18 protein-coding genes are annotated in these 24,608 nt (G+C 56.4%); 14 read left to right on the forward strand and 4 right to left on the reverse strand.

Annotation, left to right across the window (positions count from 1 at the left end; all coding sequences use genetic code 11):
* The first annotated feature begins 211 nt into the window (after positions 1-211).
* From AC6I79_RS08020 to AC6I79_RS08040, 5 genes are all read left to right on the forward strand, one after another.
* Positions 212-1,144 carry a flagellin N-terminal helical domain-containing protein gene (locus AC6I79_RS08020; protein WP_058771164.1) on the forward strand — a complete coding sequence of 311 codons (933 nt, stop codon included), beginning with the start codon at positions 212-214 and terminating at the stop codon, positions 1,142-1,144.
* Between the two features lie 199 nt (positions 1,145-1,343).
* Positions 1,344-2,276 carry a flagellin N-terminal helical domain-containing protein gene (locus tag AC6I79_RS08025; RefSeq protein ID WP_021509892.1) on the forward strand — a complete coding sequence of 311 codons (933 nt, stop codon included), beginning with the start codon at positions 1,344-1,346 and terminating at the stop codon, positions 2,274-2,276.
* A gap of 240 nt (positions 2,277-2,516) precedes the next feature.
* Positions 2,517-3,449: a flagellin N-terminal helical domain-containing protein gene (locus tag AC6I79_RS08030; protein WP_058757414.1), complete on the forward strand. Its 933-nt coding sequence runs from the start codon at positions 2,517-2,519 to the stop codon at positions 3,447-3,449.
* Between the two features lie 170 nt (positions 3,450-3,619).
* A complete protein-coding gene (locus tag AC6I79_RS08035; RefSeq protein ID WP_498027677.1) occupies positions 3,620-7,132 on the forward strand; it encodes a glycosyltransferase in 3,513 nt (1,170 codons plus the stop codon).
* Positions 7,133-7,316: 184 nt separating this feature from the next.
* Positions 7,317-8,468: a DegT/DnrJ/EryC1/StrS family aminotransferase gene (locus tag AC6I79_RS08040; protein WP_021509895.1), complete on the forward strand. Its 1,152-nt coding sequence runs from the start codon at positions 7,317-7,319 to the stop codon at positions 8,466-8,468.
* A gap of 32 nt (positions 8,469-8,500) precedes the next feature.
* On the opposite strand, the gene rfbD is transcribed toward AC6I79_RS08040, so the two are convergent.
* From rfbD to rfbA, 3 genes are read right to left on the reverse strand one after another with little or no spacing between them, the layout of a single operon-like run.
* Entirely contained in the window at positions 8,501-9,382 is an 882-nt protein-coding gene (gene rfbD, locus AC6I79_RS08045; protein WP_058771167.1) for a dTDP-4-dehydrorhamnose reductase, read from the reverse strand.
* Positions 9,367-9,915, reverse strand: a complete 549-nt coding sequence (gene rfbC, locus AC6I79_RS08050; protein WP_058771168.1) for a dTDP-4-dehydrorhamnose 3,5-epimerase — start codon at positions 9,913-9,915, stop codon at positions 9,367-9,369. Before rfbC ends, rfbD begins: the two co-directional genes overlap by 16 nt.
* A 1-nt stretch (position 9,916) precedes the next feature.
* Positions 9,917-10,783 carry a glucose-1-phosphate thymidylyltransferase RfbA gene (gene rfbA, locus AC6I79_RS08055; protein ID WP_125310830.1) on the reverse strand — a complete coding sequence of 289 codons (867 nt, stop codon included), beginning with the start codon at positions 10,781-10,783 and terminating at the stop codon, positions 9,917-9,919.
* Between the two features lie 320 nt (positions 10,784-11,103).
* Here rfbA and AC6I79_RS08060 point away from each other — a divergent pair, with 320 nt between their 5' ends.
* From AC6I79_RS08060 to AC6I79_RS08095, 8 genes are all read left to right on the forward strand, one after another.
* A complete protein-coding gene (locus AC6I79_RS08060) occupies positions 11,104-12,072 on the forward strand; it encodes an HNH endonuclease signature motif containing protein (protein WP_498027678.1) in 969 nt (322 codons plus the stop codon).
* 143 nt (positions 12,073-12,215) lie between these two features.
* On the forward strand, positions 12,216-12,938 hold the full coding sequence (locus AC6I79_RS08065; RefSeq protein ID WP_021509900.1) for an RNA polymerase sigma factor FliA: 723 nt from the start codon (positions 12,216-12,218) through the stop codon (positions 12,936-12,938).
* A gap of 49 nt (positions 12,939-12,987) precedes the next feature.
* Positions 12,988-13,491 carry a flagella biosynthesis regulatory protein FliZ gene (gene fliZ, locus AC6I79_RS08070; RefSeq protein ID WP_031280184.1) on the forward strand — a complete coding sequence of 168 codons (504 nt, stop codon included), beginning with the start codon at positions 12,988-12,990 and terminating at the stop codon, positions 13,489-13,491.
* 131 nt (positions 13,492-13,622) lie between these two features.
* Positions 13,623-14,609: a D-cysteine desulfhydrase gene (locus tag AC6I79_RS08075; protein WP_498027679.1), complete on the forward strand. Its 987-nt coding sequence runs from the start codon at positions 13,623-13,625 to the stop codon at positions 14,607-14,609.
* A gap of 148 nt (positions 14,610-14,757) precedes the next feature.
* Positions 14,758-15,558: a cystine ABC transporter substrate-binding protein gene (tcyJ, locus tag AC6I79_RS08080; RefSeq protein WP_058771170.1), complete on the forward strand. Its 801-nt coding sequence runs from the start codon at positions 14,758-14,760 to the stop codon at positions 15,556-15,558.
* Entirely contained in the window at positions 15,558-16,226 is a 669-nt protein-coding gene (gene tcyL, locus AC6I79_RS08085; protein ID WP_058757420.1) for a cystine ABC transporter permease, read from the forward strand. The genes tcyJ and tcyL overlap by 1 nt, the downstream gene beginning before the upstream one ends.
* A complete protein-coding gene (gene tcyN / locus AC6I79_RS08090; protein ID WP_021509905.1) occupies positions 16,223-16,975 on the forward strand; it encodes an L-cystine ABC transporter ATP-binding protein TcyN in 753 nt (250 codons plus the stop codon). The genes tcyL and tcyN overlap by 4 nt, the downstream gene beginning before the upstream one ends.
* Positions 16,976-17,387: 412 nt before the next feature.
* The gene (locus AC6I79_RS08095) at positions 17,388-18,470 is read left to right on the forward strand and encodes an acyltransferase family protein (RefSeq protein ID WP_058774543.1); all 1,083 of its coding nucleotides are present in this window, start codon (positions 17,388-17,390) and stop codon (positions 18,468-18,470) included.
* 155 nt (positions 18,471-18,625) lie between these two features.
* Here the strand turns inward: AC6I79_RS08095 and putA are convergent, their stop codons facing one another.
* On the reverse strand, positions 18,626-22,570 hold the full coding sequence (gene putA, locus AC6I79_RS08100) for a trifunctional transcriptional regulator/proline dehydrogenase/L-glutamate gamma-semialdehyde dehydrogenase (protein WP_498027680.1): 3,945 nt from the start codon (positions 22,568-22,570) through the stop codon (positions 18,626-18,628).
* A 445-nt stretch (positions 22,571-23,015) separates the two neighbouring features.
* On the opposite strand from putA, the gene putP reads away from it, so the two are divergent.
* Positions 23,016-24,500, forward strand: a complete 1,485-nt coding sequence (putP, locus tag AC6I79_RS08105; protein ID WP_215787688.1) for a sodium/proline symporter PutP — start codon at positions 23,016-23,018, stop codon at positions 24,498-24,500.
* Positions 24,501-24,608: the final 108 nt, after the last annotated feature.

The following is a 24,608-nucleotide window of genomic DNA, read 5'->3' on the forward strand; positions in this document are numbered from 1 at the left end:
ATCACTGAGGAGGGTATCGGCAGTGAGCGGAAAAATATTAGACAAAATATAAAAAAACAATGAGGCAAATAAAGAAGGGATAAGGGCCTGTTTTCGGGGTTTAAAAAAATAGCTAAGGTTTTCTCAGGCACCGACGATAACCAAAGCAAGCTGAATGGCCTCGGGCCAAAAGCCCGATAGAATCTCAACTCATTGACTCAAGGAATTTATCATGGCCGTTATCAATACCAACACATTGTCGCTGACCACGCAAAACAACCTGTCCAAGTCACAGGCTTCTCTGGGTACCGCTATTGAGCGTCTCTCTTCTGGTCTGCGTATTAACAGCGCCAAAGATGATGCTGCAGGTCAGGCGATTGCTAACCGCTTTACCTCCAACATCAACGGCCTGACCGTTGCTGCCCGTAACGCCAACGACGGTATCTCTCTGGCACAGACCGCTGAAGGCGCGCTGTCCGAGATCAACAACAACCTGCAGCGTGTGCGTGACCTGACCGTGCAGGCGCAGAACAGCTCGAACTCGGCTTCAGACATCGACTCCATCCAGGCTGAAGTTAACCAGCGTATGGAAGAGATCAACCGCGTAACGTCGCAGACCGACTTCAACGGCATCAAAGTGCTGAACACCGGTTCCGGCTCTACCGACTACAGCTTCCAGGTGGGTTCAAAAGACGGCGAAACCATCGCTATCACCATCAGCGCCAGCGATGGTTACAACCTGGCGAAAGCCGGCACCAGCGGTACGGATCTGAACACCCGTGCAATGGCTTCCGGCGATACCGTTAACGGTACCACGCGTTCAACTGAAGCTGTTGGCTTTGACGTACTCAAAGGTAAAGTGACCGGTGGTGCATCTGGTGCAGCTTCTGGTACCACGCCACTGGCAGACATCGATGCGGCCATCAAATCTGTTGACTCACAGCGCAGCCTGCTGGGTGCCTCACAGAACCGCTTTGAGTCCACCATCACCAACCTGAACAACACCGTGAACAACCTGTCAGCTGCGCGCAGCCGTATTCAGGATTCTGACTACGCGACAGAAGTGTCGAACATGTCGCGCGCGCAGATCCTGCAGCAGGCAGGTTCTTCTGTGCTGGCACAGGCCAACCAGGTGCCACAGACTATGCTGTCTCTGCTGCGTTAATTCTCTCGCGCACAGACCGGGCCCCGCATGGGGCCCTTTTTTATTTCTGCTGCTGAGATTTTCTTCGATCGTTACTTACCGCTTAATTTTAATGAAATCATCATTAAAGCTTACGCAGCGGCTGCCGATAAATTTTGGCGACGGCGAGAACGCCACGGGTTTTCGACCTGAATTCATCATCAGTTAAGGAATAAACATCATGGCAGTCATTAACACTAACACCTTGTCGCTGACCACGCAGAACAACCTGTCCAAGTCACAGGCTTCTCTGGGTACCGCTATTGAGCGTCTCTCTTCTGGTCTGCGTATTAACAGCGCCAAAGATGATGCTGCAGGTCAGGCGATTGCTAACCGCTTCACCTCTAACATCAACGGCCTGACCGTTGCTGCCCGTAACGCCAACGACGGTATCTCACTGGCTCAGACCGCTGAAGGCGCGCTGTCCGAGATCAACAACAACCTGCAGCGTGTGCGTGACCTGACCGTACAGGCGCAGAACAGCTCGAACTCTGCCTCAGACATCGACTCCATCCAGGCTGAAGTTAACCAGCGTATGGAAGAGATCAACCGCGTAACGTCGCAGACCGACTTCAACGGCATCAAAGTGCTGAACACCGGTTCCGGCTCTACCGACTACAGCTTCCAGGTAGGTGCGAAAGATGGCGAAACCATCGCCATCACCCTGAGCTCAAGCGACAAATTCAACCTGGCGAAAGCCGGCACCAGCGGTACGGATCTGAACACCCGTGCGATGACCTCAGGCGATACCGTTAACGGTACCGCGCGCTCTACTGAAGCCGTTGGTTTTGACGTGCTGAAAGGCGCAGTCACCGGCGGCGCGTCTGGTGCAGCGTCCGGTAGCACGCCTCTGGCAGACATCGACTCCGCTATCAAAGCCGTCGATTCACAGCGCAGCCTGCTGGGTGCCTCACAGAACCGCTTTGAGTCAACCATCACCAACCTGAACAACACCGTGAACAACCTGTCAGCTGCACGCAGCCGTATTCAGGATTCTGACTACGCGACAGAAGTGTCGAACATGTCGCGCGCGCAGATCCTGCAGCAGGCAGGTTCTTCGGTGCTGGCGCAGGCCAACCAGGTGCCACAGACCATGCTGTCTCTGCTGCGTTAATCGCAAACGCGCAGCCTTCAACGGAGCCAGCTGGCTCCGTTTTTTTTTATTTCCGGAAGAGAGTAGCCACAGCGGCGTTGCTAATTTTCTGATTATTAACATCTATTTTTTGTCAGCAAAGACGACAAAATCAATATTAAAAAGAGTGAAGTTTTTGCGCAGCCTGTCGATAACTTTAATACGGTGTTGAACCGCAGGCCTGAAGGGCTGAATTATCTCTCTTAATAAAGGAAACTTGCTATGGCAGTGATTAATACCAACACATTGTCGCTGACGACTCAGAACAACCTGTCCAAGTCTCAGGCTTCTCTGGGTACCGCTATTGAGCGTCTCTCTTCTGGTCTGCGTATTAACAGCGCAAAAGATGACGCTGCAGGTCAGGCGATTGCTAACCGCTTCACCTCTAACATCAACGGCCTGACCGTTGCTGCCCGTAACGCCAACGACGGTATCTCACTGGCTCAGACCGCTGAAGGCGCGCTGTCCGAGATCAACAACAACCTGCAGCGTGTACGTGACCTGACCGTACAGGCGCAGAACAGCTCGAACTCTGCCTCAGACATCGACTCCATCCAGGCTGAAGTTAACCAGCGTATGGAAGAGATCAACCGCGTAACGTCGCAGACCGACTTCAACGGCATCAAAGTGCTGAACACCGGTTCCGGCTCTACCGACTACAGCTTCCAGGTGGGTTCAAAAGATGGCGAAACCATCGCTATCACCATCAGCTCCAGCGATGGTTATAACCTGGCGAAAGCGGGCACCAGCGGCACCGCACTGAACACCCGTGCGATGACCTCAGGCGATACCGTTAACGGTACCGCGCGCTCTACTGAAGCCGTTGGTTTTGACGTGCTGAAAGGCGCAGTCACCGGCGGCGCGTCTGGCGCAGCGTCCGGCACCACGCCACTGGCAGACATCGATGCGGCCATCAAATCTGTTGACTCACAGCGCAGCCTGCTGGGTGCTTCACAGAACCGCTTTGAGTCAACCATCACCAACCTGAACAACACCGTGAACAACCTGTCAGCTGCGCGCAGCCGTATTCAGGATTCTGACTACGCGACAGAAGTGTCGAACATGTCGCGCGCGCAGATCCTGCAGCAGGCGGGTTCTTCGGTGCTGGCGCAGGCCAACCAGGTGCCTCAGACCATGCTGTCTCTGCTGCGTTAATTCTTTCATACGCAGATCAGGCCCCCAACTGGGGGCCTTTTTTATGGGCGGGATTAACCGCTTTTTTACTGGATAATGGCGCGATTGTTTCCGGGCACGCCGCGTATTCTGAGCTGAAAGAGACGTCACACAGACGTGAGTTATCGCCGAGGCTGAGGATACAACCGACAATGAACGCGAACGCACTGGTAAGCATAATCATCCCTGCTTATAAAGCCACCTGGTTTGAACTGGCGCTGAAAAGTGCATTAGCACAGGATTACCCTCATTGTGAAATCATCATTGGCGATGATTGTCCTGATGCAAAAATCGAGGATATTGTCAGTGCGTATCAGGTAAACAGTAGATTTCCCATCTATTACCAGCATCATCATCCCGCATTAGGCGAAATCGCCAACCTCAGTCAGGCAATACGTCGCGCCAAAGGCGAATACGTAAAATTCCTTTATGATGATGATGTACTTCTGCCGCAGGCCGTGTCGCAATTAGTCACGGCGCTGTCGCAGGTACCCCAAGCGGTGATGGCGACAGCCAGACGTAATCGCATTGATTCCGTCGGTAAGGCGATGGCAGACGAGATTTACAGCGTATCGCCGGTATTAGAAGACACGATTTTTCATGGTCAGGATATGGCCCGCTGGCAGGCTGATTTCCTGAACAACTTTATCGGTGAACCCAGTGCCGTATTAGTGCGCAGCGCGGCGCTGCACAAGCTGGTGGAGGAGCCGCGCGAGCTGCATGCGTTGATCGATGAAGGGTTACCGTTCATTGCCGATCTGGTGATTTACCTGCGCTTGTTACGTCAAGGTCATCTGGTCTATTTACCGCAGGTGCTGGCGCAGATTCGTATCTCGCGTGAGCAAACCAGTCAGGAAGCGCGCCTCGATGGCAACATTGCCAGTCAGTCTCACCAGCGCTTTCCGGAAGAGATCAAAAAACTGGGCTGGTATGATGAGCAGCTGCCGCAGGGCTGGATCCGTCACGCCACGCTGCGCAGCCAGCAGGACTTCCAGCCGTTTGACCTGACAACGGCGCTGCAGAATGCGCGGGTAGAGAGCCATTTTGCCGAGTGGTTCCGTCAACGCACGCTGCGGCCCATCGAACAACAGCTGATTGCACAGCATCTTGCCAGTCAGCCGGTCGCACGTATTGCCGTGGTGATTGATGTGCGCGACGCGACTGACACCGAGTGGCTGCTGACACAGGCCAGTCTGGATGTCGCCGTGGCCGGTCTGAGCCTGCTGCCGGTGGTGCTGGCGACACCGTATCAATCGTTTATCCCTGCCTCTGTGCAGCGTATTGATGTGCGCGACAATCAGGTAGTCGCTGCGCTCAACACGCTGACCAAAGAGGGACATTTCGACTGGCTGATAGTATTACGGGCCGGCAGTCAGCTGTATACCTCAGGTTTGCAGGCGCTGGGAACGGTGCTGCCCGAGGTCGGTCATTGCCAGTTGATTTATGCCGATGAGGTGTATCCGGTCAATGGCCGTCCGGTTGGCGCATCCTTCCGCCCTGACTTTAACCTTGACCTGCTGCTCAGTAACCCATCGAGAATGGCCTGCCACTGGCTGTTCCGCCGCGAATTTTTGCAACAGACTGGTGGTTTTGCCACGCACTGGCCGGGCTGTTTTGAACTGGACATGATTCTGCGCACCATCGAAAGCCAGCCTTTTAATGTGATTGGGCATCTGGCTGAGCCGTTAGTGCAGACCGCTTCATTACGACAGCCGGTGGATGAAGAGCGCGCCCTCATCCGCACCCACCTGCAGCACCGCGGCTACGCACAGGCCGAAGTCAGCCTGAGCCCACACAATGTTTATCAGCTGCATTATGGTCACCCGCAGTCGGCCCCGGTTTCCATCATCGTTCTGGTGAGTAATCACCTCGCGAACCTGGTGAGTTGCGTCACCTCGCTGATGGAAAAAACCGCCTCACAGAATTATGAATTGCTCCTGGTTTCTGCTCAGGGCGGAAGTGCCGCCCAGGACGAATGGCTGCGCGGTATCGCTGAGATCGACCCGGCACGCATTCGCACATTGCAGATTGAGGGCGGTTTTCATCGCGCCAGAATGGTCAATGCCGCCGCCGCTGTGGCCAGAGGCGATTACCTGCTGCTGCTGAGTAGCGATTTGGCCATGCTTGATAACAGCTGGCTGGAAAACCTGCTTAACCATGCCCAACGTCCGGAAGTCGCTATTGTTGGCGCCCGGCAAATCTACGCAAATGGCCAGGTACGCCACGCCGGTTATGTGCTGGGGATTAACGGCCTGGTAGGTGAGCCGTTCTATGGTGAGAGCCATGAAACCGCGGGACACATGGCGCGTTTGCAAGCCGACCAGAACTACAGCGCGGTGTCAGGCGATCTGATGATGGTGCGTACCGAGGTGTTTCGCGCCGTTGAGGGTCTGGATGAGACGCTGCAGCATTTCGACGATGTCGACTTCTGTCTGCGCGTGCGCGAAGCCGGGTTGATGACGGTCTGGACACCGTACGTGCGTATGCTGCGGCAGGTTAATCCTGAACTGACGATCGACACGCAGAGTCGAAGCCAGGAGGAAGATCGTCAGCTGCAGAAATGGCAGGCCATCGTGACCCAGGATCCGGCGTATAACCCCAACCTGACGCTCAATAACATCAACTTTAGCGTGTCCTCCGACAGCGAACTGACATGGCGTCCGCTTTCGTGGCGGCCATTGCCGGTGGTTATGCCTTTCATGGCTGATTTTGCCGGTTGTGGTTACTATCGCATCATCAAGCCCTATGAGGCGATGCGTGAGGCCGGCCTGGTGGATGGCAAACTCTCCTCCACGCTGATAAATGTTGCCGAGCTCAATCGCTTCGCGCCCGATAGCCTGATTTTCCAGCGCCGGATTGACGCGGAGTTCCATGAATGGCTGGAGAAAGTCAGTAAGCATACGCAGGCGTTCAAAATTTATGAGCTCGACGACTACCTGCCGAATATTCCGCTCAAAAATCATCATCGCTCACAGTTTGGCAACGATGTTAAAAAATTGATGCGGCGCAGCCTGAGTTATATGGATCGCTTTGTCGTATCCACCGAACCCTTAGCTGAAGCGTTCGCGGATATGCACCACGATATTGTGGTGCGTAAAAACCGTCTTTCGCATGACTGGTGGGGCAAGCTGCAGTCGCTGCGCAATCAGGGGAAAAAACCACGCGTTGGCTGGGCCGGGGGCTCCAGTCATACCGGCGATCTGGAAATGATTGTCGATGTGGTGCGCCATTTTGCTAATGACGTGGAATGGGTGTTTTTTGGCATGTGCCCGCCAAAGCTGCGGCCTTTTATTCATGAATATCACCACGGTGTAGAAATTGAGCGTTATCCGGCCAAACTGGCTTCGCTTAATCTCGACCTGGCGTTAGCGCCTGTCGAAGATAACTTTTTCAACACCTGTAAAAGTAATCTGCGCCTGATGGAATATGGTGCCTGCGGCATTCCGGTGATTTGCAGTGATGTGGCGTGTTATCGCGGTGATTTAACCGTCACGCGCGTGAAGAACCGCCACAAAGACTGGGTGGACGCCATCAATATGCATCTGCTGGACCCCGCAGCGAGTGCCCAAATGGGCGCCAGGCTGCAGCAGGAAATTCGCCAGGACTGGATGCTGGAAGGCGAGAACCTGCAAAGCTGGTCACAAGCCTGGACGCTGAAGCGTTAATTTTTGACCTGCTGCACTGCAGCAGGTCAATGCAGTTTCAATCTATCTGGATAACACCACACTCTGCGGTCATTCACCGCCTCATCACTGGCTGAGGCGAATACCTGTTCTGCAGGGAATGACCCGGCTATCAACCTTCAAAGGTGGGTTGGTGTGAAAAGGCACTCTGCTGAGGTGAACGATTATGAATAATAAACCTGTGTATGTAACCAGCCCGCTTATGCCACCGCTGGAAGAGTTCATGCCTTACCTTGAACAGATCTGGCAGAATAAAGTCCTGACCAACGGCGGGCCCTTCCATCAGCAACTTGAACAGGAACTGGCACGCTATTTAGGTGTTGAGCATCTCTGCTTATTTACCAATGGCACGCTGGCATTGCTGACGGCGCTGCAGGCGCTGCGTATTACCGGTGAAGTCATCACTACACCTTATTCTTTTGTCGCCACCTCGCATTCTCTGTTGTGGAATGGGTTAACCCCGGTGTTTGTCGATATCGACCCGATAAGCTGTAATATCGATGCCTCCAAAATAGAGCAGGCCATTACACCGCAAACCACAGCCATTATGCCGGTGCACTGCTACGGCAATCCGTGCGACGTGGAGAATATTCAGCGCATCGCTGACCTGTACGGGTTGAAAGTCATTTACGATGCGGCTCACGCCTTTGGCGTACGTAAAAACGGCAACAGCATATTGAATTATGGTGACTTGTCGATTTTAAGTTTTCACGCAACGAAGGTTTTCAATACCATTGAAGGTGGCGCAATTATTTGCCCGGATGCTAAAACCAAAAAGCGCATCGATTACCTGAAGAATTTTGGCTTTGCAGATGAAACCACCATTGTGGCGACCGGCATTAACGGCAAGATGAACGAGGTGCAATCGGCCTTTGGCCTGCTGCAGTTAAAGCACATCGACCAGGCATTAGCGGAGCGGGCGCGTATTCAGGCGCACTATTATGATTTGCTCGCGGAAATCGATGGCATTACGCTGCCGCATATTCCGGCTGATGTTGAATGGAACTACTCTTATCTGCCGGTGATGGTAACGGAAGATTTTCCGCTGAGTCGTGATGAGCTTTATGCGCATCTGCGTGAGCACAACATTATTGCCCGCCGTTATTTCTATCCGCTGATCACCAGTTTCCCGATGTATCGTGGATTACCTAGCGCTGATGAAGCGGCCTTACCGATTGCACAACAAATGTCTCAGCGCGTGTTATGTTTGCCGGTCTATCCTGGCTTAGCATTGGCCGAAGTTGACAATATTGTGCAAATCATTCACCGCCTGGCTGAGCAAAAGCTAACAAGCCGCGCGTTACCTCTGGTGGGATAATAACAAGGCGTCTGAGACGCCTTGTTTTATAGTTATTGCAGGGCGGTGATGTCAGGAACGGGCTGAACGGTGGCTGAATCACCGGCTAAGCAGGCGGATTGCACGCGGTTTTGCCAGTCCGATGCCTCAATCCCCAGCGCCGCTATCCGCGCGGTATTCAGTACGCTATTTGCCGGCCTTGCCGCTGCCATCGGATATTGCTCACTGCCAATCCCTTTCACCAGCACATCCCGCTGCGCGGCCACAAAAATCGCCTGGGCGAATTCGCACCAGCTGACCGCCACATCGCCACAGTAGTGATAAACGCCAGCGGCTTCCGCGCGGGATGCCAGGGTGATAATCGCCTGTGCCAGATCGCCGGCATAGGTCGGGCAGCCGCACTGATCGTTCACCACGCTGATTTCGCTGCGGGTTTCCGCCAGCCGCAGCATGGTTTTGACAAAGTTTGCACCGTACTCACTGAACACCCATGAGGTGCGAATCACTACGGCGTCCGGCAGCACGGAGAATACGCGTTTCTCACCCTCCCATTTGCTCAGGCCGTAGAAATTAATCGGGCAGGGCAGATCGCTTTCGGTATAAGGCGTTTTTTTACTGCCATCAAACACGTAATCGGTGGAGAGATGAATCAAGCGGGCGCCCTGCTGGTGAGCGGCGATGGCGAGATTTTCCGGGCCGATGGCGTTGACCTTCATGGCGCGGATACGGTCGGTTTCAGCCTTGTCGACCGCGGTATATGCGGCGGCATTGATGATCACATCGGGACGGAATTTCTTTACCACCCGTTCCACCGCCGGGCGGTCGGTAATATCTAACTCGGCAGAGCCACAGGCCAGCAGGATCCACTCTGCCGGCACCCGATCCAGTAAACAACGGCCAAGCTGGCCATAAGCACCGGTTAACAAAACGCGCATTGCACTAACTCCTGCAGGGAGAGTCCTTGTTGATCTTTTACCGATAGCAGAGGCGTCGCTACCGGCCATTGCACCGCAACTTCAGCGTCATTCCACATCAGGCAGGCTTCATCCTGTGGGTTATAGTAATCAGTACATTTGTATTCGAAGTCAGCGACCTCGGAGAGCACCACAAAACCGTGTGCCAGACCCGGCGGGATCCACAGCTGGGTTTTGTTCTCTTCAGACAGCTCCAGCCCGGTCCATTGGCCAAAGGTGGGCGAATCCGCACGGATATCGACGGCAACGTCAAACACCGCGCCGCGTACCACGCGCACCAGTTTGCCTTGCGGCTGGGTTTTCTGAAAATGCAGCCCGCGCAGCACGTTACGCGCCGAACGGGAGTAGTTGTCCTGCACAAAATCCAGGTCAATATCCAGCAGTTGCTGATAACGCCGCTTCTCAAAGGTTTCGAGGAAGAAGCCGCGGGCATCGCCAAATACTTTAGGCTGGATAATTTTTACATCAGCAATTTTCGTGGTGATGACCTCCATCTCACTCCTCCACCAGCATCTTCAGATAGTGACCATACTGTGTTTTGCCGAGATAGGCGGCGCGCTGCAGCAGCGACTCGCTACCGATCCAGCGCTTGCGCCAGGCGATCTCTTCCAGACAGGCAATTTTGAAGCCCTGGCGCTTTTCAATGGTATGAATGAAGTGTGACGCTTCGAGTAAACTCTCGTGGGTACCGGTGTCGAGCCAGGCAAAGCCACGTCCCAGCACTTCGACGTTAAGCAACCCATCGTCGAGATACATCTGATTGAGGGTGGTAATTTCCAGTTCGCCGCGGTGAGAAGGGCGAACTTCCCGCGCCATGGCGCAGACATTTTTATCGTAAAAATAGAGGCCGGTGACGGCATAGTTCGATTTTGGCTGTAGCGGTTTTTCTTCAATGGACAGCGCGCGGAACTGCTTATCAAATTCCACCACGCCGAAGCGCTCAGGGTCCATCACCTGGTAGCCAAATACCGTAGCACCCTGCGGTCGCGCGACCACATCTTCGAGCTTTTTACCAAAGCTTTGACCAAAGAAAATGTTATCGCCCAGCACTAATGCGCAGCGCTCACCGGCAATAAAAGACTCACCGATGATAAACGCCTGCGCCAGGCCATCGGGCGATGGCTGCACCGCGAACTGCAGATTGACGCCGAAATGGCTGCCGTCGCCCAGCAAACGCTGGAATCCCGCCAGATCTTCAGCGGTAGTAATCACCAGGATGTCACGAATGCCTGCCAGCATCAGCACCGAAAGTGGATAGTAAATCATCGGTTTGTCATAAACCGGTAACAACTGCTTCGATACGCCGCAGGTTACAGGATGCAGGCGGGAACCTGTCCCGCCCGCCAGCACTATACCTTTCATCATTGCCTTCCTTATTACGCGTCTCTGCTCTCCACAGAGTCATGCTGTGAGCATACGAGCGCGCAGGAATAATTGATGGCGCGAATAACCGATAAAAAAGCGGGCATTGCCGGGGATAAGCGGAAGGAGAGAAAAGCAGCGCGTGGGCTTTCCTGCTGAGCTAAATCAAATTGGGCTGTTGTGCGGCAGACGATTTCCCCTTGCGCATCATAACCTCAAAAAAGTAACCATCCTGTTACAGCCTGGGTGAGAACTGCCGATAACCCTCTTCAGAATCATTCCAATTTTTACGCTCTATTTTTCCTGTTTCTGGGGTGTCTATGCGCTTCAATTATGACTTGTTACCGGGTGAGCAACTGACCTTCGATGAGATCGCGCTGCGCTATGCGCAGCAGCATCCGGAGGAGAAGGAGCTCACCGCCCGCGGGTTGCTCAGCCCGTCAACCAGCTACCGCAACCTGGTGATCCGCGCGCTGTTTGCGCAGGAGGAGCTGAACAGTCCGCTGGAAGACCTGCTGTTCGTCTCTGACGATAATGAGCGCAAAAACTACCTGCGCCGCTTTGAGCATTACCTGAAAAACCAGCAGGCGTTTCTCTATTTTCGCCGCAACGACGAAGCGCGTAAAAGCGGACGCTGGAAAGTGATCGGCGAAACCCGGGTCTACGCGATGCTCGATCCCCGCTCGGCGGAGGCGCAAAACCTGCTCAACAGCCGCGGCTTTAAGCTGGTGCTGATGCGCCAGACCGAAGAGGAAGAGTACTGGCAGCTGTTTGATCCGCAGGCGCACCCGTGTTTCCCGCTGTCGCGCAAGATCCAGTTTTTAGTGGTGCTCAGCACACCACAGCAGAAAATGCCCAGCGCGGTAATGCCGGGTACTGAAGTGGGGCGGCGCGTCAAGGCGAAAGTGTTCCAGCGCGCCAGCCAGGCGGAGTTCAGCGCGGCGGTGAAGGCGCGCTATGGTGGCTGCATTATTACCGGCACGCGCTTAACCGAGCGCCACAGCTGGCCGTGGGTGGAAGCCTGCCATATCGACACCCAGGAGAATGAAGAGGGCTTTCTGGCGGATAACAGCGTCGACAACGGCCTGTTCCTGCGCAGCGACCTGCAGCGGCTGTTTATCAATAAAATGATTAGCATTGACGCAGAAACCGGTCAGGTGCTGTTTAATTCCGCGCTGGAATGCGACGAGTCCATTAGCCCTTTTTATCAGGCGCTTGAGGGCAAAACCTGTGCGCTGTGGGACGCCGTCCCGCCTGGCACAAGGCAGCGGCTGCGTAATCTGCGCTGAACCTGTGCACAATGGCGGTGCGATCCACCGCCATCCATAACAAATTTGAAATAACCTCGCTTTTGCCTGCCTATTCTGCCAATCGAAACCGCTACAGAATTGGATAATCATGCCGATAACTTTATTAACGCAGGGTAGTCAACGTGAACGATCTCTATACCGCCGATGGCGTGATGGATAAACATTCGCTCTGGCAGCGCTACGTTCCTCTGGTGCGGCATGAAGCGCTGCGCCTGCAGGTGCGTTTGCCAGCCAGCGTTGAGCTTGACGATCTGCTGCAGGCCGGTGGTATTGGCTTACTGAATGCCGTGGAGCGCTATGACGCGCTGCAGGGCACCGCCTTTACCACCTACGCCGTGCAGCGTATCCGGGGCGCAATGCTGGATGAGCTGCGCAGCCGCGACTGGGCACCACGCAGCGTACGTCGTAATGCGCGCGAGGTGGCCGGCGCTATGCATCAGGTAGAGCAAGCGTTGGGGCGCGCGGCTACCGAGCAGGAAGTGGCTGAGCGGTTGAATGTTTCGCTGGAAGAGTACCGGCAGATTCTGCTGGATACCAATAACAGCCAGCTTTTCTCGTACGACGAGTATCGGGAAGAACACGGCGACAGTGCGGAACTGGTCACGGAGGGGCATGAGGAAGCCAACCCGTTGCATCAGTTAATGGAAGGAAACCTGCGTGAACGCGTGATTGAAGCGATTGAGGCGTTGCCTGAACGCGAAAAATTGGTGCTCACACTGTACTACCAGGAAGAACTGAACCTGAAAGAGATTGGCGCGGTGCTGGAAGTGGGGGAATCCCGCGTCAGCCAGTTGCACAGTCAGGCGATCAAACGCCTGCGGGCCCGTTTGACGGGAGCGCGCTAACAGACTCAGTTCCTGGGGAACCAAAAATAAAAAAACCGGGGACTCAGCAATGGGAGCCAAAGTTAAAGCCAGACCGTTAAGTCGCTACCTTAAAGACTACAAACACAGCCAAAGCAACTGTTCACACTGTGGCAAAGTTTTAGACCGTATGGCGTTAGTGTTCCGCGGCCAGATCATCAATAAAGAGGCCATCGCACGCATGGACCAGATGATTGACGATCAGGTATGGATGAAACTCCAGCCGGAACTGACGGCGCTGTGCCGTTTCTGCAGCGATATTTTTTGTAATACCCATCCGAATTACTTCGATATCATGGCGTTCAAACAATATCTGTTTGAGCAGACCGAGATGAGTCACAGTACCATTCGTGAATATGTGGTGCGTCTGCGTCGTCTTGATGACATGCTGAAAGCGAAAAATTTCCCGGCAGAAAGGTTACGGGGCAACAGCTGGCATGAGTGTCTGCAAAACGATCTGCCCGATGCGGGCAACAATAACTACCGTATTGCACTGCGCAAATATGACCAGTTCTTAGGCTGGCAGCGCGGCTAAGGGTGATTCAGCCCCGGTTACTGGTGAGCATACCAGCAACCGGGGCGCGTCGCGATCAATTCCGGATGCGACTTTTCTCATCTTCTGCAACACTGTAGGGATAACTGCACATTGCCCGAATGGAGGCTGCATTGTCCTTACATCTTCTGCACCAGTTTCCCCGTCTTGAACTGCTTGGCGCACCGACGCCGTTAGAGCATTTGCCACGCCTGTCTGATTACCTCGGACGCGATATCTTTATTAAACGTGATGACGTCACGCCGGTGGCGCTGGGCGGTAACAAGCTGCGTAAACTGGAGTTTCTCGCTGCCGATGCGTTGCGAGAAGGTGCCGATGTGCTGCTGACCGCCGGTGCCATCCAGTCCAACCACGTGCGCCAGACGGCAGCCGTGGCGGCGCGTCTCGGCCTGAAATGCGTGGCGCTGCTGGAGAACCCGATTGGCACCGACGCCGCCAACTACCTGAGCAACGGCAACCGCCTGCTGCTGGACCTGATGGATGTCGAGGTCGTGATGGTTGATGCGTTGCACAATCCACCGCAGCAACTGGCAGAGCAGGTAGAACGGCTGGAAGCGCAGGGCTTCCGGCCTTACATTGTGCCGGTGGGCGGCTCGAATGCGCTTGGCGCGCTCGGCTACGTCGAATGCGCGCAGGAGATTGCCCATCAAAGCGAAGGCGTGGTGGATTTCGCTGCGGTGGTGGTGGCGTCGGGCAGTGCCGGGACGCATGCCGGGCTGGCGATCGGTCTGGAACAGCTGCTGCCGAATAGCGAGCTGGTGGGCGTGACGGTGTCGCGCAAGGTTGAGGCGCAGCTGCCGGTGGTGGAGCGCATTCGCAGCGCGCTGGCACAGCAGCTGGAGCTGGAAGCGCGTGCGCCGGTAACCCTGTGGGATGACTATTTTGCGCCACGCTACGGCGAACCCAATGACGAAGGCATGGAAGCGGTGCGCCTGCTGGCGCGGCTGGAGGGCATTATGCTCGACCCGGTCTACACCGGCAAAGCGATGGCGGGTCTGATCGATGGCATCAGCCAGAACCGTTTCCGCCGGGAAGGGCCGCTGCTGTTTGTGCATACCGGCGGCGCACCGGCGTTATTTGCTTATCATCCTTCGGTATGAGACAGCAGCAAAAAAAGGTTTATAATCCAGCGGTTATTACAAAGAGCACATGCCGGAGCGGCACCCTTTATTGCGAGATAAAGCGCCGCGCCCAAAATGAGCGTTAATTAACCATAAGCACACAACACATCACAATAATGGGGTAAACATGGCTTTCTCTCCGATTCGTCGCCAGCTGGTGATGGGAATGATGGCGGTCGCACTGGTGGCGGGCGTGAACGTAAAAAGCTTTGCGGCAGAAGATTTGCTGGCGCAGGTCAAGAGCAAAGGTGAGCTGCGCGTCGGGCTGGAAGGCACCTATCCGCCGTTCAGCTTCCAGGATGAAAACGGCAAGCTGACCGGTTTTGAAGTCGAGTTTGCCCAGGAGCTGGCAAAACACCTCGGCGTGAAAGCGGATCTCAAACCGACCAAATGGGACGGTATGCTGGCCTCGCTGGATTCCAAACGTATCGACGTGGTGATCAACCAGGTGACCATCTCCGACGAGCGCAGGAAGAAGTATGACTTCTCCACGCCGTACACCATCTCCGGCGTGCAGGCGCTGACGCTGAAGAAGAACGCGGGCTCCATCACCAAACCGGAAGATCTGTCCGGCAAGAAAGTCGGCGTGGGTCTCGGTTCTAACTATGAGCAGTGGCTGCGCGACAACGTCAAAGGTGTGGATATCCGCACCTATGATGATGACCCAACCAAATATCAGGATCTGCGTTCAGGCCGCGTTGATGCCATTCTGGTTGACCGCTTAGCCGCGCTGGATCTGGTGAAGAAAACCGGCAATACCATGGCGGTGGCTGGCCCGGCGTTCTCCCGTCTGGAAGCAGGCGTGGCGCTGCGCAAAGGCAATGAATCGCTGCTGAAAGCGATTGATGGTGCGATTGCCGACATGCAGAAAGATGGCTCGCTGAGCAAGCTGTCTGAGAAGTGGTTCGGCGCGGACGTCACGAAATAATGCAGGAAAGTTTACAGCTGGTGCTGGATTCAGCACCTTTTCTGCTGAAAGGCGCGCTGTTCACGCTGCAGCTGAGTATCGGCGGGATGTTCTTCGGCCTGATACTCGGCTTCGTGCTGGCGCTGATGCGCCTGTCACGCTTCTGGCCGGTTAACTGGCTGGCGCGTTTTTATGTGTCGATCTTTCGCGGCACGCCGCTGATTGCCCAGCTGTTTATGATCTACTACGGTCTGCCGCAGTTTGGCATTGAGCTCGACCCGATTCCGTCGGCGATGATTGGTTTGTCACTTAACACCGCGGCCTATGCCTCGGAATCGCTGCGTGGCGCGATTGCGGCTATTGAGCGCGGTCAGTGGGAAGCGGCCGCCAGTATCGGCATGACGCCGTGGCAGACGCTGCGTCGCGTTATTCTGCCGCAGGCGGCGCGCACCGCGCTGCCGCCGCTCGGTAACAGCTTTATCAGCCTGGTGAAAGATACCTCGCTGGCGGCCACCATTCAGGTGCCTGAGCTGTTCCGGCAGGCGCAGCTGATCACTTCGCGCACGCTGGAAGTGTTCACCATGTATCTGGCGGCTTCGCTGATTTACTGGGTGATGGCCACGGTGCTGTCGGCGCTGCAAAACCGGCTGGAAGCGCACGTCAATCGTCAGGATCGGGAGGCAAGATGAGTGCAATTGAAGTCCGTCAGCTGGTGAAACAGTTTCACGGCCAGACGGTGCTGCACGGCATCGACCTCGATGTCGCGCCCGGCGAAGTGGTGGCGATCATCGGTCCGAGCGGCTCGGGCAAAACCACGCTGCTGCGCAGTATTAATCTGCTGGAAGTGCCGGAAAGCGGCCAGGTCAAAGTCGGTGACATCAGCATCGACGCCAGCCTCGGCCTGCACAAGCAGAAGGATAAAGTGCGGCAGCTGCGCCAGCAGGTCGGCTTTGTGTTCCAGAACTTCAATCTGTTCCCGCACCGTTCGGTGCTGGAGAACATCATTGAAGGGCCGGTGATCGTCAAAGGCGAAGCGAAGGCGGAAGCCATTGCGCGCGCACGCACGCTGCTGGAGAAGGTCGGTCTGCACGGTAAGGAAGAGAGTTTCCCGCGCCGGCTTTCCGGCGGTCAGCAGCAGCGCGTCGCAATTGCCCGGGCGCTGGCGATGCGTCCGCAGGTGATTCTGTTCGATGAGCCAACCTCGGCGCTGGATCCTGAACTGGTGGGCGAGGTGCTCAGCACCATCCGCGCGCTGGCGCAGGAGAAACGCACTATGGTGATCGTCACGCATGAGATGAGCTTCGCGCGTGACGTCGCCGATCGCGCCATCTTTATGGATCAGGGGCGTATCGTGGAGCAGGGCCCGGCTAAAGCGCTGTTCAGCAATCCGCAGCAGGCACGCACCCGGCAATTTCTCGACAAGTTTCTCAATCAATAATCTCTCCGGGCCGGTTCGCTGGCCCGAATTATTTCCCTGCTAGCAAAGTATTAAATACCGCGCTTACCTTTTTGACGCATTATTAAATATATTTTCCGTCGATATAATTAATGCTGGTTTACTCCGCTGCGGAATGTTCTTAATTTCCGTGCGGCAATACGTGCTCGGCGCACCGTCAAATTACGCCATGAATGCTTAAATAACAGCTATTCACGGCTAATCCGCCGGGCGGTCAATTTATCTGTGGTACTGTAAAGTATTGTTATATCAGGACCAGCGAAAAAGTTTTAGGAGTTTCGCTAGAGTCAGCCCCTGCTGCTTGTTGAATAATCGTTGAATAACCATAAAGGCTGCACTGCCTGTTTTTCCATTCTTCTCCTTTAAGACCTACACCGCAGCAGGAGTCAAAAATATGAATAACGCCAGGAAAGAAGATATTGCATGGGTGAATACCCTGAAAGGGGTGTGCATATTGCTGGTGGTGCTGTACCACACCGTATTACCGGGCTTTGAAGGCACGGTTAAATATCTTAGCGCCGGCTGGATCCCGGCGGAAATATGGGTGCAGTTTAATACGGTGTTATCACCGTTGCGTATGCCCGCCTTTTTCTTCGTCTCCGGCCTGCTTGCCACCAACGGCATTCTCAACCGGCCGTGGAAACAGGTGTTTACCAGTCGCATTACTAATCTGTTCTATCTCTATGTGCTGTGGGGCTTTATTCAGTGGTGGTCGATTGTCGGCATTTCGACTGAAATCACCGGCCAGCGTATCTCGCAGAACCTCAACGCGGCTTACGCCGGTTCGCTGCTGGAGTTCCTTAAGCTGACCTTCCTGGCGATGAGTACCTCGTGGTACCTGTACGGTCTGGCGATCTACTTCCTGTGCGCCAAAATCTTCCGTCAGCACAAAGTGGCGCTGCTGGTGGCGGCGGTGGTGCTGAATTATCTGGCGGTGGAGAAGATCATTCCCTACTGGGGACCGCAGAGCGTGGCGCAGTATTTCCTGTTCTTCCTGCTGGGCGCGTTCTGGAGCCCGCTGATGTTGCGCCTGAGTCAGCTGCGCCGCGAGAACCTTCTGCCGTGGGCCGCGCTGGCGGCGCTGTCCGGTCTGCACGTGATTTTTGGCCTCGATAAGAGCCTGTTCATGTGCATCATCGCGGTGCTGGTGAGCGTGGCGGCGTGCCGCTGGCTCAACGCGCACTTCAGCATGCGTTACTTCAACTGGATTGGCCGCAACACGCTACAGATCTACGTTATCCACCGCATTTTTATTGAGTTCTTCGGCATGTCAGCGATTCTGTTTGCGCAGCGTCATCATCTGTTTGAGCAGGCGTGGTTTGCGCTGCTGTGGGCGTGCTTCTATCCGCTGGCAATTGTCGGTATCTGTTCGCTGTGTTCGGTGGCGGTGTGGTCACTGACCAACCGCGGGCTGGGGCAGTCGCTTTTTGTGTTCCCGACGCTGATTGGTTTGAAACGCAGTAAGTCGGTGGCGTGATGTGCGCTGATAAGGTTTAAAGTGGTACAAAAACGACGGCACGTTTCGTAGCGGCGCGATTCATCGCACAATGAATCGCGCCGCTACGGCCTTATTGCAACTTGCGGTGTCCTTCACCGATCCCTATTACGCCATCCATGGCGATCCTGCTTTACTTAACCGATAGTCATCAGGCTGGCGTTGCCGCCAGCGGCGGCGGTATTGACGCTCAGCGAGCGCTCAATCAGCAGACGTTCCAGCAGCAGATTGGTCTCGCCGCGGGCAAAGCCCTGCACGGACACAATCGCGCCTTCGCGGGCGGCAATCTGTTCGCACAGGCTGCGCAGCTGATCGGCATCGCCGTGATAGATCACCGCATCAAACTCTGCCGTCAGCACATCTTTCGCCAGCGTGATGCGCGCATGCACCGCGGCCGGCAGCGACTGGCGCAGCGTCCGGTGCAGCTCGTCATCCTGCCACAGTGCCTGGCTACCGACGCTGGTGACCGCCGCCAGCTGAATCAGCGCATCCTGCTGATTATCTGCGATACACAGCACCCGATCGCGCGGCAGCAGCGTAAAGGTGTTGCGCTCGCCGGTCGGGCCCGGCAGCAGACGCACGGTTCCGGCCTGCGCCAGCGCGTCGTAGCGCTGACACAGCGCCAGCAGTTCCGGCTTATCCTGTGCCCAGCTCTGCAATGCCTGGTGCGCGCTCATCAGCGTGGCGCGCACGCTGCTGTCCACCGGACGCTCCGCATCCTGACGATCAAAGGTGATGCGCAGCGCACCGTCCGGACGATTGGCCAGCAGGCGGTAGAGATAGAGCGGGCCGCCGGCTTTCGGACCGGTGCCGGACAGGCCTTCGCCGCCGAACGGCTGCACGCCGACCACCGCGCCCACCATGTTGCGGTTCACGTACAAGTTGCCGACTTTGGCCCCGGCCGTCACCTGCGCAATGGTTTCGTCGATACGGGTATGCACGCCAAGCGTCAGGCCATAGCCCGAAGCGTTGATCTGCTCAATCAGCTGCGGCAGGTTGTTGCGTGCAAAGCGCACCACGTGCAGCACCGGACCGAACACCTCTTTATCCAGATCGCTCACCTGATCGAGCTCAATCAGCGTCGGTTTGATAAAGGTGCCGCTGTGCCACTCTTTGCTGTCCTGCGCATGCTCCTGCACCGCCTGATACACTTTGAAGCCTTTATTACGCATCGCCTGGATATGGCGCTCGATGTTGGCTTTGGCTTCAGCGTCGATCACCGGACCGACGTCGGTTGACAGGCGCTCCGGATTGCCCATGCGGCATTCGGCCATGGCACCACGCAGCATCTTCAGCGTGTGGTCGGCCACATCTTCCTGCACGCACAGCAGACGCAGCGCCGAGCAGCGCTGACCGGCGCTGTCAAACGCCGAGGCGACGATATCCACCACCACCTGTTCGGTCAGCGCCGATGAGTCGACGATCATGGCGTTCATGCCGCCGGTTTCGGCGATCAGCGGCGTCGGACGACCCTGCGGATCGAGGCGGCCGGCGAGGTTGCGCTGCAGCAGGGTTGCGACCGCCGTCGAGCCGGTGAACATCACGCCGCGCACGCGCTCGTCGCCGGTCAGCTGGGCACCCACCGTTTCGCCCTGGCCTGGCAGCAGCTGCAGCACGCCAGCCGGTACGCCGGCATCCAGCATGATCTGCACCGCCTGCGCGGCAATCAGCGGCGTCTGCTCGGCCGGTTTCGCCAGCACGCTGTTGCCGGCGGCCAGCGCGGCAGCTATCTGGCCGGTGAAGATCGCCAGCGGGAAGTTCCACGGGCTGATGCACACTACCGGACCCAGCGGGCGATGGGTTTCGTTATCGAAATCGTCGCGCACCATGCCGGCGTAGTAATAGAGGAAGTCGACCGCTTCACGCACTTCGGCGATGGCGTTGTTGTAGGTTTTACCTGCTTCGCGCACCAGCAAACCGATCAGCTGCTGCATCTGGTCTTCCATCGCCTGTGCGGCACGCTCAAGGATCGCGGCGCGCTCCTGCGGCGGCGTGGCGAACCAGATTGGCCCGGCATTCACTGCGGCATCCAGCGCACAGGAGACCTCTTCAGTGGTAGCTTCCCGCACGCTGCCGACGATATCCGCTGGCGTAGCCGGGTTGATCACCGGACGGCTGCTGCCGGCACTCAGTTCGCCGTCGATCATCGGCTGAGCCTGCCAAGACTGGCTGGCGCTGGAGAGCAGGGCGCTGGACAGCGACGCCAGGCGGTGTTCGTTGGCCAGATCCAGACCGGCGGAGTTGACACGCTTGTCGCCATACAGATCGCGCGGTAGTGGAATCTTCGGATGCGGCAGGCCAATTGCGCCTTCCACCGCCCCCATTTTCTCCACCGCAGCCACCGGGTCGGCCACCAGTTCGTCAATCGGCAGCGTATTGTCAGCGATGCGGTTAACGAACGAGGTGTTGGCACCGTTTTCCAGCAGGCGACGTACCAGATAAGCCAGCAGGGTTTCGTGGGTACCGACCGGCGCATAAATCCGGCACGGCCGGTTCAGCTTGCCGTCGGCCACTTTGCCCACCACCTGCTCGTACAGCGGTTCGCCCATGCCGTGCAGGCACTGGAATTCGTACTGGCCAGGATAGTAGTTGTTGCCCGCCAGCTGGTAGATCGCCGCCAGCGTGTGGGCGTTGTGGGTGGCAAACTGCGGATAAATCAGGTTAGGCACCGCCAGCAGCTTGCGCGCGCAGGCGAGGTAGGAGATGTCGGTGTACACCTTGCGCGTATAAACCGGATAGCCTTCGAGGCCTTCCATCTGCGCACGTTTGATTTCGCTATCCCAGTAAGCCCCTTTCACCAGACGGATCATCAAACGACGGCGGCTGCGCTGCGCCAGATCCACCAGCGCATCGATCACAAACGGGCAGCGCTTCTGGTACGCCTGAATCACGAAACCAATGCCGTTCCAGCCTTCCAGCTCCGGCTCAAAGCACAGTTTCTCCAGCAGATCGAGCGACAGCTCCAGGCGATCCGCTTCTTCGGCATCGATGTTGATGCCGATGTCATACGAGCGCGCCAGCAGCGTCAGCGATTTCAGGATTGGGTAGAGCTCTTCCATCACCCGCTCATACTGCGCGCGGCTGTAGCGCGGATGCAGCGCCGACAGCTTGATGGAGATGCCCGGACCTTCATAAATGCCGCGCCCGTTGGAGGCTTTACCAATCGCGTGAATCGCCTGCTGATAGGAGACCAGATAGGCTTTGGCATCGCTGGCGGTGAGTGCCGCTTCACCCAGCATGTCGTAAGAGTAGCGGAAGCCTTTCTCTTCGAGTTTGCGTGCGTTAGCCAGCGCTTCAGCGATGGTTTCGCCGGTGACGAACTGCTCGCCCATCAGGCGCATCGCCATATCAACGCCTTTGCGCACCAGTGGTTCACCGCTCTTGCCGATGATGCGGTTCAGCGACTTCGACAGGTTAGCTTCGTTGTGCGTAGAGACCAGACGACCGGTAAACAGCAGGCCCCAGGTGGCGGCGTTAACGAACATCGACGGGCTGCGGCCGAGGTGGGATTGCCAGTTGCCGTTACTGATTTTATCGCGGATCAGCGCATCGCGGGTGGGCTTGTCAGGAATACGCAGCAGCGCTTCCGCCAGACACATCAGCGCCACGCCTTCCTGAGACGAAAGCGAGAACTCCTGCAGCAGGCTTTGCACCATGCCGGCGCGTCCGGTTGCCCCTTTTTGGTGCCTTAGCTTATCCGCCAGGCTGTATGCCAGCTGGTGGGTTTTCTCCGCCAGCGGGGAAGGGAGACGCGCCTGCTCCAGCAGCATTGGCACCGCATCGGTCTCCGGACGACGCCACGCGGCGGTGATAGCCGAGCGGCTGACCGACTGCGGCAAAATGTGTTCTGCGAAGTCGAGGAAAGGCTGGAAGCTCTCTTCCGGCGCGCGCTCATCGTCCGCGGCATCATTCAGCTGCAGCGGAATCTCCGCCAGCGTTTCTCCCGCTTCCAGCTGACCGAGATAGTTAAAAATTGCCTGCTTAATCAGCCAGTGCGGCGTGCGGTCAATCTTTTGCGCCGCCAGTTTAATGCGATCGCGGGTGGCTTCATCCAGCTTCACCCCCATGGTGGTGGTTCCCATGATGTCCTCGTCCTCAGAATGTGAATCAACTTCAGCGTGGGCTGCACTATCACCCATGTTGCAACTTTGTGCAACCGTGTTAAATGTGACCCGGGTTGCACGTTTTTAACCGACTTTCATGTTAACGCAGCAAAAGCGGCACAGAACTTGCTGCAAGAAACTCGCCAACGTTGCAACCCACCGCAACAGGACGCGTCCTGGCTTGCATCAGGTGCAACTTAAAGTGTGAACAGGCGCAACCTGTGAGCATGAAAAATGCAAAGTCAGGTGAAACCCAGGTAACAGCTGTGTTAAATGCATTGTGCGCGTCGCACCTTTGCGGCAGGATACCGCGCCTTATGAGAAATCGCTTTCTCTGGATGCGGTAAAGCCCTGACGTTATCCCGTTCCGGTAACGCAGGAAAAAGATTTCTCTTAAGAGATCAAATAATAAGTGGAGAGACAGATGACAGTAAGTACACCGATGCTGGTGACATTTATCATTTACATCCTCGGGATGGTGTTGATTGGTTTTATCGCTTACCGCTCAACCAAAAACTTCGACGACTATATTCTGGGCGGCCGCAGCCTCGGCAGCGTGGTGACCGCGCTGTCAGCCGGTGCGTCGGACATGAGCGGCTGGCTGCTGATGGGACTGCCGGGCGCGATTTTTCTCTCCGGCATTTCTGAGAGCTGGATTGCCATCGGCCTGACGATTGGCGCCTGGCTGAACTGGAAAATTGTTGCGGGTCGCCTGCGCGTGCAGACCGAGCATCACAATAACGCGTTAACCCTGCCAGACTTTTTCACCAGCCGCTTCGAAGACCACAGCAAAATTCTGCGCGTCATCTCCGCACTGGTCATCCTGATTTTCTTCACCATTTACTGCGCATCTGGCGTGGTTGCCGGCGCGCGCCTGTTTGAAAGCACCTTCGGCATGAGTTATGAAACTGCGCTGTGGGCTGGCGCGGCGGCAACCATTCTTTATACGCTGGTGGGCGGTTTCCTGGCGGTGAGCTGGACCGATACCGTGCAGGCCAGCCTGATGATTTTTGCGCTGATCCTGACGCCGGTGATTGTGATTATCGCCGTCGGCGGACTGGATGACTCGCTGGCGGTGATTGAAGCCAAAAGCCTGGAAAACCTCGACATGCTGAAGGGCCTGAATTTCGTGGCGGTGATTTCGCTGCTCGGCTGGGGTCTGGGCTACTTCGGTCAGCCGCATATTCTGGCGCGCTTCATGGCAGCAGATTCGCACCGTTCAATCCGCACCGCGCGCCGCATCGGCATGGCCTGGATGATCCTGTGCCTGGCCGGTGCCGTTGCGGTGGGCTTCTTCGGTATCGCCTATTTCCAGAACCACCCGGAGCAGGCAGCAGGCGTAAGCGAAAACGGCGAGCGCGTGTTTATCGAGCTGGCACGCATTCTGTTCAACCCGTGGATCGCCGGTATTCTGCTGTCGGCTATTCTGGCAGCGGTGATGTCGACCCTGAGCTGTCAGCTGCTGGTGTGCTCCAGCGCGCTGACCGAAGATCTGTATAAAGGGTTTCTGCGTAAAAATGCCAGCCAGAAAGAGCTGGTGTGGGTTGGCCGTTTAATGGTGCTGGTGATTGCGCTGGTGGCAATTGCGCTGGCCTCCAACCCGGAGAACCGCGTGCTGGGGCTGGTGAGCTACGCCTGGGCAGGCTTTGGTGCTGCATTCGGTCCGGTGGTGCTGTTCGGCGTGTGCTGGAAGCGCATGACGCGCAACGGCGCGCTGGCCGGCATGATTATCGGTGCCGCCACAGTGCTGATCTGGAAGCAGTACGCCTGGCTCAATCTGTATGAAATCATCCCCGGCTTCCTGTTTGCCAGCATCGCGATTGTCGTGGTGAGCCTGGCCGGTCGCGAACCGTCGGCTGAAGCGCAGCAGCGTTTTATAGCTGCCGAAGCGGAATACAACACCAAATAACGGTGTTGGCCTGAGTAAAGCGGGGAGCGCGAGTGCCGTGCTCCCCGCACTGTTAGGGTCATGTCCTCTGCGCGCGATTTATCGCCTAATCTGTCACTCCACCCTGAC

The organism is gamma proteobacterium symbiont of Scutellera amethystina (assembly GCF_059730845.1).

Excerpts from the sequence above, each read along its gene's own strand:
- AC6I79_RS08020 (WP_058771164.1), top strand. The coding sequence starts at position 212 with ATGGCCGTTATCAATACCAACACATTGTCGCTGACCACGCAAAACAAC.
- AC6I79_RS08025 (WP_021509892.1), top strand. The coding sequence starts at position 1,344 with ATGGCAGTCATTAACACTAACACCTTGTCGCTGACCACGCAGAACAAC.
- AC6I79_RS08030 (WP_058757414.1), top strand. The coding sequence starts at position 2,517 with ATGGCAGTGATTAATACCAACACATTGTCGCTGACGACTCAGAACAAC.
- AC6I79_RS08035 (WP_498027677.1), top strand. The coding sequence starts at position 3,620 with ATGAACGCGAACGCACTGGTAAGCATAATCATCCCTGCTTATAAAGCC.
- AC6I79_RS08040 (WP_021509895.1), top strand. The coding sequence starts at position 7,317 with ATGAATAATAAACCTGTGTATGTAACCAGCCCGCTTATGCCACCGCTG.
- rfbD (WP_058771167.1), bottom strand. The coding sequence starts at position 9,382 with ATGCGCGTTTTGTTAACCGGTGCTTATGGCCAGCTTGGCCGTTGTTTA.
- rfbC (WP_058771168.1), bottom strand. The coding sequence starts at position 9,915 with ATGGAGGTCATCACCACGAAAATTGCTGATGTAAAAATTATCCAGCCT.
- rfbA (WP_125310830.1), bottom strand. The coding sequence starts at position 10,783 with ATGAAAGGTATAGTGCTGGCGGGCGGGACAGGTTCCCGCCTGCATCCT.
- AC6I79_RS08060 (WP_498027678.1), top strand. The coding sequence starts at position 11,104 with ATGCGCTTCAATTATGACTTGTTACCGGGTGAGCAACTGACCTTCGAT.
- fliZ (WP_031280184.1), top strand. The coding sequence starts at position 12,988 with ATGGGAGCCAAAGTTAAAGCCAGACCGTTAAGTCGCTACCTTAAAGAC.
- tcyJ (WP_058771170.1), top strand. The coding sequence starts at position 14,758 with ATGGCTTTCTCTCCGATTCGTCGCCAGCTGGTGATGGGAATGATGGCG.
- tcyL (WP_058757420.1), top strand. The coding sequence starts at position 15,558 with ATGCAGGAAAGTTTACAGCTGGTGCTGGATTCAGCACCTTTTCTGCTG.
- tcyN (WP_021509905.1), top strand. The coding sequence starts at position 16,223 with ATGAGTGCAATTGAAGTCCGTCAGCTGGTGAAACAGTTTCACGGCCAG.
- AC6I79_RS08095 (WP_058774543.1), top strand. The coding sequence starts at position 17,388 with ATGAATAACGCCAGGAAAGAAGATATTGCATGGGTGAATACCCTGAAA.
- putA (WP_498027680.1), bottom strand. The coding sequence starts at position 22,570 with ATGGGAACCACCACCATGGGGGTGAAGCTGGATGAAGCCACCCGCGAT.
- putP (WP_215787688.1), top strand. The coding sequence starts at position 23,016 with ATGACAGTAAGTACACCGATGCTGGTGACATTTATCATTTACATCCTC.